Source organism: Arthrobacter sp. PsM3 (assembly GCF_030433895.1).
GTDB lineage: Bacteria > Actinomycetota > Actinomycetes > Actinomycetales > Micrococcaceae > Arthrobacter.
In genome coordinates, this window is sequence record NZ_JARUXE010000020.1 from 73,329 (window position 1) to 86,890 (window position 13,562).

10 protein-coding genes are annotated in these 13,562 nt (G+C 69.3%); 4 read left to right on the plus strand and 6 right to left on the minus strand.

What is annotated here, in order from left to right; all coding sequences use genetic code 11:
• Positions 1-145 precede the first annotated feature (145 nt).
• Positions 146-745 carry a TetR/AcrR family transcriptional regulator gene (locus QCD75_RS12240; protein WP_301228962.1) on the plus strand — a complete coding sequence of 200 codons (600 nt, stop codon included), beginning with the start codon at positions 146-148 and terminating at the stop codon, positions 743-745.
• Between the two features lie 265 nt (positions 746-1,010).
• Here the strand turns inward: QCD75_RS12240 and QCD75_RS12245 are convergent, their stop codons facing one another.
• The 5 genes from QCD75_RS12245 to QCD75_RS12265 form a co-directional block, all read right to left on the minus strand.
• Entirely contained in the window at positions 1,011-2,837 is a 1,827-nt protein-coding gene (locus tag QCD75_RS12245; RefSeq protein ID WP_301228936.1) for an ABC-F family ATP-binding cassette domain-containing protein, read from the minus strand.
• A 96-nt stretch (positions 2,838-2,933) separates the two neighbouring features.
• On the minus strand, positions 2,934-3,896 hold the full coding sequence (locus tag QCD75_RS12250) for a 4-(cytidine 5'-diphospho)-2-C-methyl-D-erythritol kinase (protein ID WP_301228938.1): 963 nt from the start codon (positions 3,894-3,896) through the stop codon (positions 2,934-2,936).
• An 80-nt stretch (positions 3,897-3,976) separates the two neighbouring features.
• The gene (rsmA, locus tag QCD75_RS12255; protein ID WP_441005478.1) at positions 3,977-4,900 is read right to left on the minus strand and encodes a 16S rRNA (adenine(1518)-N(6)/adenine(1519)-N(6))-dimethyltransferase RsmA; all 924 of its coding nucleotides are present in this window, start codon (positions 4,898-4,900) and stop codon (positions 3,977-3,979) included.
• Between the two features lie 181 nt (positions 4,901-5,081).
• Positions 5,082-6,260, minus strand: coding sequence for a resuscitation-promoting factor (locus tag QCD75_RS12260; protein WP_301228940.1), 1,179 nt, complete (start codon positions 6,258-6,260; stop codon positions 5,082-5,084).
• Positions 6,261-6,541: 281 nt separating this feature from the next.
• A complete protein-coding gene (locus QCD75_RS12265) occupies positions 6,542-7,429 on the minus strand; it encodes a TatD family hydrolase (protein WP_301228942.1) in 888 nt (295 codons plus the stop codon).
• 216 nt (positions 7,430-7,645) lie between these two features.
• On the opposite strand from QCD75_RS12265, the gene QCD75_RS12270 reads away from it, so the two are divergent.
• The 3 genes from QCD75_RS12270 to QCD75_RS12280 are packed head-to-tail and all read left to right on the plus strand — an operon-like array spanning position 7,646 to position 12,919.
• Entirely contained in the window at positions 7,646-8,812 is a 1,167-nt protein-coding gene (locus QCD75_RS12270; RefSeq protein WP_301228944.1) for an AAA family ATPase, read from the plus strand.
• Between the two features lie 13 nt (positions 8,813-8,825).
• Positions 8,826-10,340, plus strand: coding sequence for a DUF58 domain-containing protein (locus tag QCD75_RS12275; RefSeq protein WP_301228946.1), 1,515 nt, complete (start codon positions 8,826-8,828; stop codon positions 10,338-10,340).
• Positions 10,337-12,919, plus strand: a complete 2,583-nt coding sequence (locus QCD75_RS12280) for a transglutaminase family protein (protein ID WP_301228948.1) — start codon at positions 10,337-10,339, stop codon at positions 12,917-12,919. Before QCD75_RS12275 ends, QCD75_RS12280 begins: the two co-directional genes overlap by 4 nt.
• Before the next feature lie 23 nt (positions 12,920-12,942).
• On the opposite strand, the gene QCD75_RS12285 is transcribed toward QCD75_RS12280, so the two are convergent.
• Positions 12,943-13,562, minus strand: a 620-nt coding sequence (locus QCD75_RS12285) for an aldehyde dehydrogenase family protein (protein ID WP_301228950.1), incomplete at its 5' end; no start/stop codon positions are given.

A 13,562-nucleotide genomic window follows, 5' to 3' on the forward strand; every position in this document is an offset into this window, starting at 1 on the left:
CCACCGGGCGGTGCGCGGTTGCGCCCGGCCGGCGGGTCATCTGGGGCATGATGGACCTGTGAGCAACAGCACAGGGGTGTCCGGAGGGGCGGAAGGCCGCAGCGGCAGGCCCGTCCGGTCCGCTGACTACGTGCCCCGGATCCGGATGACGGGGCCCCAGCGACGCAGCCAGCTGATCGGCGTCGGCCGGGGACTCTTCGCGCTCCGCGGGCTGGACGGGACCACTATCGAGGAGATCGCCGCCGCGGCAGGCGTGTCCAAACCGGTGATTTATGAGCACTTCGGTTCGAAGGAGGGCCTGTACACGCAGGTCGTTGAATTCGAGTTCCGGATTCTGCTGGGCTCCATCAACGACGCGCTGTCCGAGGAGGCCAAGCCGCGCGTTCTGGTCGAGAGAGCCGCCCTGGCGCTGCTGAGCTACATCGAGGACCGCGCCGAAGGCTTCCGCATCCTCATGCGCGATGCGCCGCCGACGCAGCCCGAAGGAGCCTTCTCCACGCTGCTCTCGCACGTCGCGGCCCGCGTGGAGTACATCCTCGCCGACGAGTTCGCCCGCCGCGGCTTCACCTCGGCCGACGGCGCCATGTACGCGCAGATGCTGGTGGGAATGGTGGCGATGACGGGCCAGTGGTGGCAGGACAGCCGCACCCCGGACAAGCGCGAAGTAGCCGCGCACCTCGTCAACCTCGCCTGGAATGGCCTCACCGGCCTCCAGAAGGACCCCGAACTCCGCAGCGACGACTAGCTCCACGCGGGACATGCCCTCCCCCGGCCCCCAGGAATGGACATAACACCACCATGTCCAACCTCGGCCCGCACCAAGGGACATGTCCAGAGGGCTCCGAGCTCCCCGCGGGACATGCCCTCCCCCGGCCCCCAGGAGTGGACATAACACCACCTTGTCCAGCCGTGGCCCGCACCAAGGGACATGTCCAGGGGGCTATGAGTCGACCGGGGGACATGTCCAGCCGTGCCGCAGCACACCGGGCATGTCCCCCGGGTCCAGGCAGCTATTCGCCGAGAACTTCGAGGGCTCCGAGCCATTCGAGTTCGAGGGCTTCGCGTTCTACCGAGAGGTCCTTGAGCTTCTTGTTCAGCTCGCCGAGCTTGCCGGCGGCGGAGGCGTCGGCGGCCGCAGCGGTCATCTGGGCGTGGATCTTGTCCTCCTGCTGCTTGAGCTTGCCCAGCTGCCGGTCGATCCGGTTCTTGGCCTTGCGGGCATCCCGCTTCTCGGCTTCCGAGGGTCCGGTTGTGGGGGCGGAGCTGCCGCTGGCGGCGATGACCGGGTTGCCGCCGCCGGTGATCGTGGAGCCGGCCAGCGCCGCTTCGCGCAGTTCCAGGTACTGGTCCACGCCGCGCGGCAGGGCACGGATCTTGCCGTCGCCCAGGAGAGCCATCTGGTGGTCCGTGACGCGCTCGAGCAGGTAGCGGTCGTGGCTGACCACAACGAGGGTGCCCGGCCAGCCGTCCAAAACGTCCTCGACGGCGGCCAGGGTGTCAGTGTCAAGGTCGTTGGTCGGTTCGTCAAGCATCAGCACGTTCGGCTCCCCCACCAGCAGGCGCAGGAGCTGCAACCGGCGCCGTTCGCCACCGGAGAGGTCCTTGACCGGGGTCCACTGCTTCTCGTTGGTGAAGCCGAGCTGCTCCACCAGCTGGCCGGCGGTGAATTCCTTGCCGCCGACGTTGAACGAGCGCTTCTCGCGCTCGATCACTTCGATGACGCGCAGGTCCGAGACGTCGTCGAGTTCCTTGACTTCCTGGGTCAGGACCGCGGTGACGACCGTCTTGCCGCGCTTCACCGTCCCGGAGGTGGGCTGGATTTCGCCGTTGAGCAGCTTCAGCAGGGTGGTTTTGCCGGCGCCGTTGACGCCCACGAGGCCCAGCCGTTCACCCGGGGCAAGCCGCAGGGTGATGTTGTCGAAGAGCTTCTGCCCGGGTTCGCCGCCCAGGAAGTCGAGGGAGACGTTCTCCAGGTCCAGGACGTCCTTGCCGAGCCGGGCCGTGGCCATTTTGCTCAGCGCCATCGAGTCACGCGGCTCGGGGACGTCGGCGATGAGTTCGTTGGCTGCCTCGATCCGGAATTTGGGCTTGGCCGTGCGGGCCGGGGCGCCGCGCCGGAGCCAGGCGAGCTCCTTCTTCACGAGCTGCTGGCGCTTGCTTTCCACCACGGAGGCGGAGCGGTCACGCTCGGCGCGGGCCAGCACGTAGGCGGCGTAGCCGCCGTCGAACGGGTCCATGATGCCGTCGTGGATTTCCCAGGTCTTGGTACAGACTTCGTCCAGGAACCAGCGGTCGTGGGTGACGACGAGGAAGGCGCCCTGGTTGGGCCGCCAGCGGGTCTTCAGGTGCCGGGACAGCCACGCGACGCCTTCGACGTCGAGGTGGTTGGTCGGTTCGTCGAGCATGATGACGTCGTGGTCCTCGATCAGCAGCTTGGCGAGCGCCACGCGGCGCTTCTGCCCGCCGGAGAGTGCGTGCACGTTGGCGTGCCAGTCGACGTCGGACACGAGGCCGCCCATGACTTCGCGGATCTGAGGGTTGCGGGCCCATTCATAGTCGGCCTGGTCGCCAACGATCGCAGCGCCGACGGTGAGGTCGCCGTCGAGCACGTCGCTCTGGTCCAGGTAGCCGATGTTGACCTCGCTGCGCTTGGTCACCCGGCCGGAGTCAGGGGTGGCGCGCATGGCCAGCAGCCGCATGAGGGTCGACTTGCCGTCACCGTTGCGGCCCACCATGCCGATCCGGTCGCCCTCTTCAAGGCCGAGGGTAATGCCGTCGAGGACGGTACGGGTTGCATACGAAACCGTGAGGTTCTCGCCGCCGAGCAGGTGTGCCACTGGGAACTGCTTTCCTAGAGAAAAATAATGTCGAGCTAATTGGCCAGGCCGGAATGGCCCCGGGCCAAAGACGCCGTGCGGGAGACGACAATCCTATTAAAGGAGCGTATCGGAGATGATGCGCGCCCCGTGAACCGGGCCGTGCACCGCGATGGCCTCGAGGCCATGGTGCCGGAGGTCTTCGGCCAGTCCCTCCGCCGCCGCCGGGCTGTGGGACAGCAGCGCGACCGTGGGTCCGGAACCGGAGACGATTCCGGCGATGGCGCCCAGGGATTCTCCGAGTCCGAGGGTGTCCCGGAGGCTGGGCGCCAGCTCAATCGAGGCACGCTGGAGATCGTTGACCAGCACCCGGCTCAGGGCATCGGCGTCGCCGCCGCGCAGGGCCTGGAGGATCATCGGGTCCACCGCGGCGGGCTCCTCGACCAAGGCACCTTCGGCTGCGCGCAGCCGGTCCAGGGTCCGGTAGACCTCCGGGGTGGGCAGGCCGAAGTCCGCGGTCACCAGGACCCAGTCGGTCTGGGCCTTGACGAGGGCAGGCGAGAGTTCGTCGCCCAGGCCGAGCCCCACAGCCGTTCCGCCGAGCAGGGAGAACGGCACGTCCGCGCCAAGTTCCGCGGCCAGGTGCGCGAGTTCGTCGCGCGAGAGTCCGCTGTTCCACAGCGCGTCGCAGGCAAGGAGCGTGGCGGCCGCATCCGCCGAGCCGCCGCCCATGCCTCCGGCGACGGGCACCCGCTTCGTGATTTCGAGATGGACGCCGGTGGAGTGCTCGGAGACGTCGGTCATGATCGCGGCGGCCCTGTAGGCCAGATTGCGCTCATCCAGGGGGATGTCGACGCCGTCGAGGTCGAGGGTGCTTGCCGGGCTGAGGCTGACCGTTATTTCCCCGGTGTCGGTGCTGGTGGCCGCGACTTCCTCGTAGAGGGATACCGCAAGGTAGACACTGGCCACCGAGTGGTAGCCGTCCGGCCGCAGGGGCCCGACGTCCAGTGAGACGTTTACTTTGCCGGGTGCCTTGACCCGGACAGTCCTCGCGGCAAAGCGCCCTCTCACTGCGTTCATGGCTCCACGCTATGGCATGGCAGGGTCAGGGTCCAAGCACAGCCCCGGTCAGGCGTCAGCTTCCGGGGCCGCCGCCGGGCCTACGGGAGCGGCCGCTCGCGTGCTTCCGCGATCCTGGAAAACGCCGCAATGTCGATCACTTCACCGCGGGCCGTGGGGTCGACGCCGGCGGCACGCAGGCAGCGTTCGGCCTCCGCGGCGCTGCCGGCCCAGCCGGCCAGCGCCGCGCGGAGCGTCTTGCGGCGCTGGGCGAAGGCGGCATCGATCACGGCGAATACCTGTTCCCGGGTGGCCGTGGTGACGGGCGGTTCCCGGCGGGTGAACGCCACGAGGCCGGAGTGGATCTTGGGCGCGGGCCAGAAGACGTTCATGCCGATCACCCCGGCTTTGCGCATGCTGCTGTACCAGGCCGCTTTGACCGACGGAACGCCGTAGGTCTTGGACCCGGGCCCGGCGGCGAGCCTGTCGGCCACCTCGTCCTGGACCATGACCAGGCCGTGGCGCAGACTCGGGAAGTGTTGCAGCAGGTGCAGGACCACCGGGACGGCAACGTTGTAGGGAAGATTCGCCACGAGCGCGGTGGGCTCCACCGGGAGGTCCGTGACCCGCATCGCGTCGGCGAGGACCAGGTGGAAATCCCCGACGGCGTCCGGCCGCCACTCGGCGACGGTGGCCGGAAGTTTGCCCGCCAGGACCGGATCGATCTCGACGGCGACGACCGAGCGGGCAGCGTCCAGCAGCCCCAGGGTCAGGGATCCCAGCCCGGGGCCCACTTCCAGGACCGTCTCGTCCGGGTGGATGTCCGCGGTGGCGACGATCCTTCGGATGGTGTTGCCGTCAATGACGAAGTTCTGTCCGAGGGACTTGGTGGGACGGACCCCGATTTCCTCGGCCAGCCTGCGGATGTCCGAGGCGCCCATCAGGGGCGCGGGCGCGGTTGCGGGCGCAGTGCCGGGGGCAGGGGCCGGCGTACTGCCAGGCGCGGAGGGGGTCGGTTCAGTCACCTAGGTATCCTATCTCGCCGGCCGGCCCGGGCATGGCGAAGGCCGGGTCCAAGGAACCGGACCCGGCCTGTGCCGGGGGTCCGCCGCTGTGGTCAGCCGCTGCGGATACCCTGTAGTCATTTGTCCGCCGGGCGGAGCCGACAGGCACCCCTGGCCGGAGCCGGGGCCGGCGCGGCCCGCCTTAGCTTGTGGCTGCCCAGCCGCAGCCCCAGGGCTGCAGGCCGCGCTGCGCGTAGATGCGGTTGGCGATGTCGATCTGCTGTGCTTTGGTGGCCAGGCTGGCGTTCGGGGCGTACGCGCCGCCGCCGGCTCCGAGCCAGGTCCGGATGTCGAACTGCAGTCCGCCGTAGTAGCCGTTGCCGTTGTTGACGGACCAGTTGCCGGTGGATTCGCACTGCGCGATCTTGTTCCACATGGCTTCGTTCATCATCGACGGGGCTGCGGCGCCGGTGTTGGCGCCGGCGGCCTCGGGGGCGGGCTTGGGCTTGGTGCCGACGGTGACCTTTTCGGTGACCGGCTGCGTGCTCACCGACTGGGACACCAGCGTGCGGGAGGCTTCGCGGCCGTCGACGAGGACGAGCTTGAAGCTCTTGTTGAGGGTGCCGGCCACGCCTGGCTGGGTCACCTTCTTCTCGCCCTTGGCCATCCCGGCGTCCTCGGTGGTGAGGGTATCGAAGGCAACGGCTTCGGTCGCCTCGGCCGTCTGGCTGGCATCCACGCGCGAGACCTTGATCACCATGTCGTTGACGACCGGCGCGTTGCCGGGCTGCGAGAGCCGGTCGCTGGCGCCCAGCGAGATGCCCGCGTCGGCGAGGACCTGGGAGACGCTGGCGGCCGTCGTCGTGGTCTTGTCGGCTTTGCCGTCCGCGACGATGCTCACGTTCTTCGGCGTGGAGATCGAAACGAAGGAACCGGAGACCGCGAGCTGCGCGTCCTTCGGGACGGACAGCTCGGAGGAGCTGGCGACGCCGAGTTCCGTCACGAGGCCTTCGACGGTGGGCGAGGTGGTGTTGATGGTCTTCTCCGCGCCGTCCAGACTGACCTTGACGGCCTTGGCGAGGTTGACGTTGATGACGGAGCCATCCTGTACATGGGAGTCCGCAGCGGGAGTGACCCTGTCCGAGGACTGGAGTTCAAGGTTTGCGCCCTTGACGACCTGGCCGACGGTACCGCCGAAGGTCTGGACCGCACTCACTTTGCCGTCAACGTTGAGGGTGACTGTCTTGTTGTTGCCGACGAAGGCGACGAGCCCCAGCACGAGTGCCACGAGCACGACGAACTGCGTGCCGACTTTGACGACGCTGACTTTGCCATCCGATGTAAAGAACTTGACCACGATTGCCCGTATCTCTTGGACCATCCGGGCACGGGGAAAAGCGCACAGGTTCACCCGCCGCCGACAGCCCTGGGGCGGCACCCCCAGGGTGCATGATGTCAGCGGCAGCTGTGTGCACTGCCACACTCACAAACGAGAGCGCGCCCATGGTTCGTTGGCCACGATGCGCGCCCTGCAGGAGTGAAATTATCCGATGGCCTTCCCCGACCCCGGCTAATAGTTGTCCACTGTAACCGGAGCGTTATAAAGCAGCCAACAAATTGTGCATACGCGGTATCTATCCGGCGGGGCCGGCTTTCGTCACATCAGTCCCAGGATCCGTATGCCCGCACCGTATTTCCGGCAATCCGGGAGCACAGTTCCGAGAGCTCCCATCCAGTCAATTCGGCCATCGCCCGGACCGTGTAGGGGACCATATAGCTCGCATTGGGACGTCCGCGGTGCGGGTGCGGGGTGAGGAACGGGGCGTCAGTCTCGACGAGGATCCGGTCCGGCTCGGCGATGGCCAGGGCGGCCCGGAGGTTGGCGGCGTTCTTGAAGGTCAGGGTCCCGGCGAAGGACATGTACCAGCCCTCCGAATTGCAGGTCCGGGCCAGCTCGTCCCCGCCGGAGAAACAGTGGAAGACCACCCGCTCGGGGGCGCCTTCCTCACGCAGCACCTGGACGACGTCGTCGTGGGCGTCTCGGTCATGGATCTGCAGCGTCAGCCCGAGGCGTTTGGCGATATCGATGTGGCGCCGGAACGAATAGCGCTGATGGGCCAGCCCCTCACCCTCGGTGCGGAAGAAATCCAGGCCGGTCTCGCCGATGGCCCGGATCCGCGGGTGCGCCGCGAGGGCCTCGATTTCTGCCAGGGCATCCTCCAGTTCGCCGCGGGCGGCGTATTCCGGCGCGTCGTTGGGGTGCAGGGCAACGGCGCCCAGCAGCCGCGGATCCAGCTCCACCGCCTGCACCGTGAACCTGGACGATTCGAGGTCGCACCCGACCTGCACGGCACCCTGGACCCCGACGGCTGCGGCGGCATCAAGGGCGTCAGCGATGCTGACGTTCAGGTCGGCGCTGGGGAAATCGAGATGTGTGTGGTTGTCCATGACCGGCACGGGAAGCCGTTCCGGGGCCGGAGGGTATCCCTGCCGGCCGGTGCCATCGCTGCCGGGCGCACGGAACGGTACGGGGGTGCGGGGATTGATCATCTGTCCACCTTAACGGCCTTAGCGGCGGCCCCCTGCCCGGATGAAGCGGGCCCGCACCGGGAGTTAACCCAGACGCGCCATATCCGGGCCCGCGCCACGGCCCAGATTTCCGCGGGAACTCCCTGTCAGGCCCGGCAGTTGTGTTAGTACTCTGATATAAACACCGGCTGCAGGACAACGGAAGGTCGGGAACCCACGAGGGCTGAAAGGCTACCGATGGACTACCACCGCATCTCCCTAGACGAAGCTCTCCCGGAAGGCCAGGGCCGCCGGGAGGACTCCGCCGCGGCCGGGCTTCCGGCTGCACGGCGCCCTGCCCAGCCGCCCGCCGCCATGGACGCGGAGGAGTTCCGCTCCGCCAGCGAGCGCATTCTGGGGGCCATCAACACCGTGATTGATGGCAAGGCGGAAGCGGCCAAGCTGGCCCTGACCGTGCTTTTGGCGCAGGGCCATCTCCTGCTTGAGGACGTCCCGGGGGTCGGCAAGACCCTGCTGGCGAAAACGCTGGCCCGGACCATCGACTGCTCGGTGAGCCGCATCCAGTTCACCCCTGATTTGCTCCCCTCGGATGTCACCGGCGTGTCCATCTACAACCAGGCGTCGCGGTCCTTCGAGTTCCGGCCCGGGGCGGTGTTTGCCAACATCGTCATCGGGGACGAAATCAACCGTGCCTCGGCCAAGACGCAGTCAGCCCTGCTGGAATGCATGGAGGAACACCAGGTCACCGTGGACGGCAAATCCTACAAGCTCGACGAGCCCTTCATGGTGGTGGCCACGCAGAACCCCATCGAAATGGAGGGGACGTACCCGCTCCCGGAGGCGCAGCGGGACCGTTTCATGGCCCGGATCTCCATGGGCTACCCGGACAAGGACGCCGAGATGGAGATGCTGGAGACACACCAGTCGACGTCGCCGCTGACCAGAGTCACGGCCGTCGTCACCGCCGGCGAGGTCGCCTCCATGATCGCCACAGTGCGGCAGGTGTACGTTTCCCAGTCGGTCAAGGAATACACCGTGTCCCTGGGGCGCGCCACGCGGGAAAACGGGATGCTCCGGCTCGGCGCCAGTCCCCGGTCCATGCTCCAGCTGCTGCGCGCGGCCAAAGCCACCGCGGCCCTGGCGGGCCGGGACTTCGTGCTGCCGGATGACGTCGTCAGCGTGGCCGAATCCGTTCTGGCGCACCGGATCATCCTGGACCGCAAGGCCGCGAGCATGGGCGAGACCGCCCAGAGCGTGGTTCGAGCCATCCTGGCGAAGATCCCGGTCAGCCCGGAAATGGCTTCGGCATCCGCATCGGGCGGCGGCCGTGGCGCCCGTGGCGCCCGTGACCGGGCTGCCGGCGCGGCGGCCGCTCCGGCTGCCACCTTGCCGAATCGCCGCTAGAGGTGGCCCGGCCATGGCGCTGATTGCCCGGTTCCCGACCCAGATCTTCACCAGCCGCGGCTGGGGGCTGCTGGGCGCGGGAGCGGCCTTCCTGCTGGCGGCCCAGGTGATGGGGCGCCGGGACCTGTTGGCACTGGCCATCCTGCTGCTTGTCCTGCCGCTGCTCTCGCTGGCCGGGACCCGCGTGCTGAAGCCGAATTTCCGGGTCTACCGGGAGTTCAGCCCCGCCAGCGTCGAAACGGCGGCCACGACGACGGTCCGGTTGGCCGTCGCCCGGACCGGAGGCGGCGCCGGCCATGCGCTCATGGAGGAACGCCTGCCTGCGCGCTTCGGGGAATCCCCGGTGTTCCGGTTCCCGGCGCGCTCGTCCGCCGGCGGGACCAGCCGGTACGAATATCATTTGCGCTCCAGTAAACGCGGCCAGTTCCTGATCGGTCCGGTCACCGCCGAGTTCAGCGACCCGTTCGGGTTGTCCCTGCACCGCCACGCCATCGACGACGGCGACGTCCTCACCGTAACGCCCGCCGCGCTCGAGCTTCCGGTCACCGGGCTGGCCGGCGCCCGGGGGCACGACGGCGTCACCGCCACCCGCATCCGGGCCAACCCAAGCGACGACGACGTCATGACCCGGGAATACCGGCACGGCGACCCGATGCGCCGCGTGCACTGGGCGGCGACAGCCCGGCACGGGGAGCTGATGGTGCGCCAGGAGGAGTCCGTCACCACGCCGGAGGCGACCATCATCCTGGACCAGCGGTTTACCGCCTTCAGCCGCGGCGCCTTCGCTGCCGGCTCGAATGCGTTCACCATCCACCATCCTTTGGGCGGCAGCCCGCGCGGGACGGATAACCGCCGAAGCGGCCAGCGCGGCGCCCCGGGCCCGGACGGGCACGAGCCCCTGACCAGCGAGGCCTTCGAGTGGGCCGTGACGGCCGCAATGTCCATCGGCGCGCACCTCGCCGAGCGCAACTACGCACTGCGTTTCCTCGACACCGCCGGCGAGCCCGCGTTCCGGCATTCACCTTCGGCCCCTGAGCCGGAAGCTGAGGAGTACGTCGGCGCGGCCGGGCTGCAGTCCGTCGCCGAGAGCCTGGCGGCGATCCAGCTCACCGGGTCCCACCACAGCCGCAAGGACCCGAAGGAGCCGGTTTCGCCCCGGCCCCCGGGCCGCCGACCCGCGGGCGGCGAGACCGGCCCGCAGCCTTTCGATGACCGGCTCCTGGACCGGCTGTCCGCCCACCGGATGCGGGGACCCGTACTGGCGATCCTCGGCAGCCTCACGCCGGCCGAGGCCCGGTCGCTGGCCCCGGCGGCCGGTTTTGCGGCCAATGCCTTCGCCCTGGTCATCACGGAGCGGGTCCGGGAATCCGACGATGCGCTCGAGGCGCTCCGGCTTGGCGGCTGGCGGGCCGTGGCAGTTTCCCCGTCGACACCGCTGAGCGCCGCGTGGACGGCCTTCGATGAGGGCGGGACCGCGCCGCTGGCAGCCGCAGCCGACGTGCGTCGCGGAACGGGGGTCCGGCGATGACTCTGACACCCCAGCGCAGCGCCGGTGCCCGCTCCGGCCAGTCCGGGCCGGCCGCGGGTGCCGGCTCCGCCGACCACGACCCGGGTTCCCTCCGGGCGCCCCGGAAGGGCCGGACGAAGGCCGGGGCGCAGCCGTGGCTGATGGCCCTGGCGGTGGCACTCGCCGTGGCCGGTGCTGCGCTGAGCCTCAACGGAGTGCTGCGGGGATGGGCGTGGTACTCCCCCGTCCTGTCCACGGTCCTCACGGTGGCGTTCACCCTGGCAGCCCTCCGCGCGCTCCGGTGGCGCAGCGTTTTCGTGACTGCCGGGGCGCTGGCTGCCCTGGCCCTGATCCTGGCCTTCACCTTCTTCCGCCCGCAGAGCATCATGGGCTTCATTCCCTCCGGCGCCACCATGGCGCAGCTGGGCCGGTACCTGCGCCGTGCCAGTGAGACGATCCTTGCCGAGAGCGCCCCGGTGGCCCCGAATGCCGGCATCGTCCTGCTGGCCTGCGCCGTGCTTGGGCTGCTGGTGATCCTGATCGATGCCCTGGCCTATCCGCTGGCCCTGCCGGCGACGAGCGGACTCGGGATCCTCGCCATCCTCATTGTTCCCGCCACGATCAAACCGCAAAGTGTCGGCGTGCTGGGTTTCGCGGCGGCGGCCTCGGGTTATCTCATGGTCCTCGGCTGCAGCCACTGGTTCGCGCCGGACTCACGGACCGGAGCGGACACCGCGCGCAACCCGGGCCAGTTCCGCCGTGGCGCCGTGACCGGAGCGGCGGCCCTGGCCCTGACCCTGTTGCTCCAACTGGTCATCCCGGGATTTGACCAGGGCGTCTTCCCGCAGGGCTCGCGGCTGAACCCCTTCGGTCCGGCCACGGGGCTCAACCCGATGATCAGCCTGGGCAACAGCCTGCGCAGCCCCACGGGCGACGGAAGGATCACCTTCGCCACCAATGCCGCCACCACCCCGTACCTTCGCTCCGTGACGGTGGACAGTTTCGGCGGCGACAACTGGGCCCCGGAGGACCGCAATGAGACCCGCCGGCTGGGCACGGGCCGGATGGAATCGGGCGTCGAGTCCGCCGCCACGGAAGTCCGGGTGGTCACGGCGGTCAACACCGGCCAGTTCACCAGCCCCTATCTGCCGGTGCCCTACGCCCCGGAGGCCGTCAACGGTCTCACCGGCCGCTGGAGCTGGGACCCTGCCACGCTGAGCATCAAGGGGGTCGACACCAATTCCCATGCCCAGCAGTACGTCGTGCTCTCGGTGGCTCCGCAGCTCACCCCGGACCTGCTGGCCCGGGCCACCGGGCCGGTGCAGGGCGTCCCGGACCAGTTCATCCGGCCGCCGGAGAACGTCCCGGAGATTGTCCGCACGACCGCAGACGCTGTGACCGCGGGCAGCGCCACTCCCTATGCCCGGGCCATGGCAATCCAGCGGTATCTGCGCTCGGCAAATTTCAGCTACTCGCTGCAGTCACCGGTGCAGGGGGGCTATGACGGCAACGGACTGTCGGTGCTGGCGGACTTCCTGACCCAGAAGAGCGGATACTGCATCCACTTCGCCTCGGCCATGGCCGTGATGGCCCGGCTGGAAGGGATCCCCAGCCGCATCGCCGTCGGCTACGCGCCGGGCCGCCCCACCGGCTCCACGGTCTCGATCGGCGGCCAGGGCGCCCTGCCCGAGTTTGAGGTCGATGCCCGTGACGCCCATGCCTGGCCGGAGCTGTACTTCCAGGGACTTGGCTGGATCCCCTTCGAACCCACACCCTCGCGCGGCGTGGTTCCGTCCTATGCCGAGGATGCCGCCTCACCCGGCGGCGCCAGCACCAACGAAAACAACGATGGCCTGATTCCCAGCAACGGTGCCACCGCCGCGCCGCTGCCCAGTGTCGCGCCGCTGCCGCTCCCGGGGAATGCGGCCGCGCCGGCGGATGCGGCACGCCGGATCCTGCCCGTGCTCTACGGCGCCGGTGCCCTGCTGTTGCTGGGGCTGCTGGTGGCGTCCCCGCACCTGGCGCGTACCGCAGTGCGCCGCCGCCGGTTGTCAGCTTCCGCGGCCGGCGGTGCCGCGGCGGTGCGGGCCTGGGCGGAACTGCGCGACCTGGCGATGGACTTCGGTGTGGCGCCGCGGGACAGTGAGACCCCCCGCCATTTCTCCGACAGGCTGCGTTCCTCGGGGGCACTCGGAGAACCTGAGGGCCTGGACGCGGACAGCCACGGGGCGGTCCGGTCGCTGGCCGCGGATTTCGAACGCGCGCAATACGGCCGTCCTCCATCCGCGCCCGATGCCGGCGGCCTGCCCGGAGGTGCCCGCAAGTCTGCCGGCGCCGGGGTTCCCGCCAGCGGTCCAGGGGAACCGGCCGCCCACTGGATCGCAGCGGTCCGCGCCTCGCTGCGGGCCCATGCCGGGCCGCTGGTCCGGTTCCGCGCAGCGTGGCTGCCGCCTTCCCTCTTGGCCGCCTGGCGCAGTGCCGCCACGGCGCCGTTCCGCGCCGCCCGCGGCACAGCAAAGCGCACCCGGCGCGGCCTCGCGGGTGCCTGGTCAAGGACCCGCGGGGGGTTGCGCCGGGTGCGCTGGCTGCACCGGAGCTGAGGCAGCTCCGGCCGGGACGGTTCCTAGCCGGCGTAGGGGTCGGCGATGCCGATGTACTGGGTGTAGAGGTATTCCTCGATGCCTTCGAGTCCGCCTTCACGGCCCAGGCCGGACTGCTTGACCCCGCCGAAGGGCGCGGCCGCATTGGAGACGACTCCGGCGTTCAGGCCCAGCATGCCGGTCTCGAGGCGTTCGCCCATCCGGATGCCGCGGTTGAGGTCCCGGGTGAAGACGTACGCGACCAGGCCGTACTCGGTGTTGTTCGCCAGCCGGACAGCCTCGTCCTCGGTGTCGAAGGTGATGATCGGGGCGACGGGTCCGAAGATCTCCTCGGACAGGATCCGGGTGCCCTCGGTGACGCCCTTGAGGATGGTCGGCTGGTAGAAGTAGCCCGGGCCCTCGACGGCGGCGCCGCCAATGACCGCGACCGCGCCGGCGGACACGGCGTCGGAGACCAGCTCGTGCACCTTGTCGCGGCTCTTCGCGTCGATCAGCGGGCCCACCTTGGACTCCGCCTCGGTGCCGCGGGCGGTGGTCATGTCCGCCATCTTCGCGGCGAACTTCTCCGCGAACTCGTCGGCGACGGATTCGTGCACGATGAACCGGTTCGCGGCCGTGCAGGCCTCGCCCATGTTCCGCAGCT

What these genes read in the sequence shown, in the direction of transcription:
- QCD75_RS12240 (WP_301228962.1), top strand. Translation starts at nt 146, where the DNA reads ATGACGGGGCCCCAGCGACGCAGCCAGCTGATCGGCGTCGGCCGGGGA.
- QCD75_RS12250 (WP_301228938.1), bottom strand. Translation starts at nt 3,896, where the DNA reads ATGAACGCAGTGAGAGGGCGCTTTGCCGCGAGGACTGTCCGGGTCAAG.
- QCD75_RS12260 (WP_301228940.1), bottom strand. Translation starts at nt 6,260, where the DNA reads ATGGTCCAAGAGATACGGGCAATCGTGGTCAAGTTCTTTACATCGGAT.
- QCD75_RS12265 (WP_301228942.1), bottom strand. Translation starts at nt 7,429, where the DNA reads ATGATCAATCCCCGCACCCCCGTACCGTTCCGTGCGCCCGGCAGCGAT.
- QCD75_RS12270 (WP_301228944.1), top strand. Translation starts at nt 7,646, where the DNA reads ATGGACTACCACCGCATCTCCCTAGACGAAGCTCTCCCGGAAGGCCAG.
- QCD75_RS12275 (WP_301228946.1), top strand. Translation starts at nt 8,826, where the DNA reads ATGGCGCTGATTGCCCGGTTCCCGACCCAGATCTTCACCAGCCGCGGC.
- QCD75_RS12280 (WP_301228948.1), top strand. Translation starts at nt 10,337, where the DNA reads ATGACTCTGACACCCCAGCGCAGCGCCGGTGCCCGCTCCGGCCAGTCC.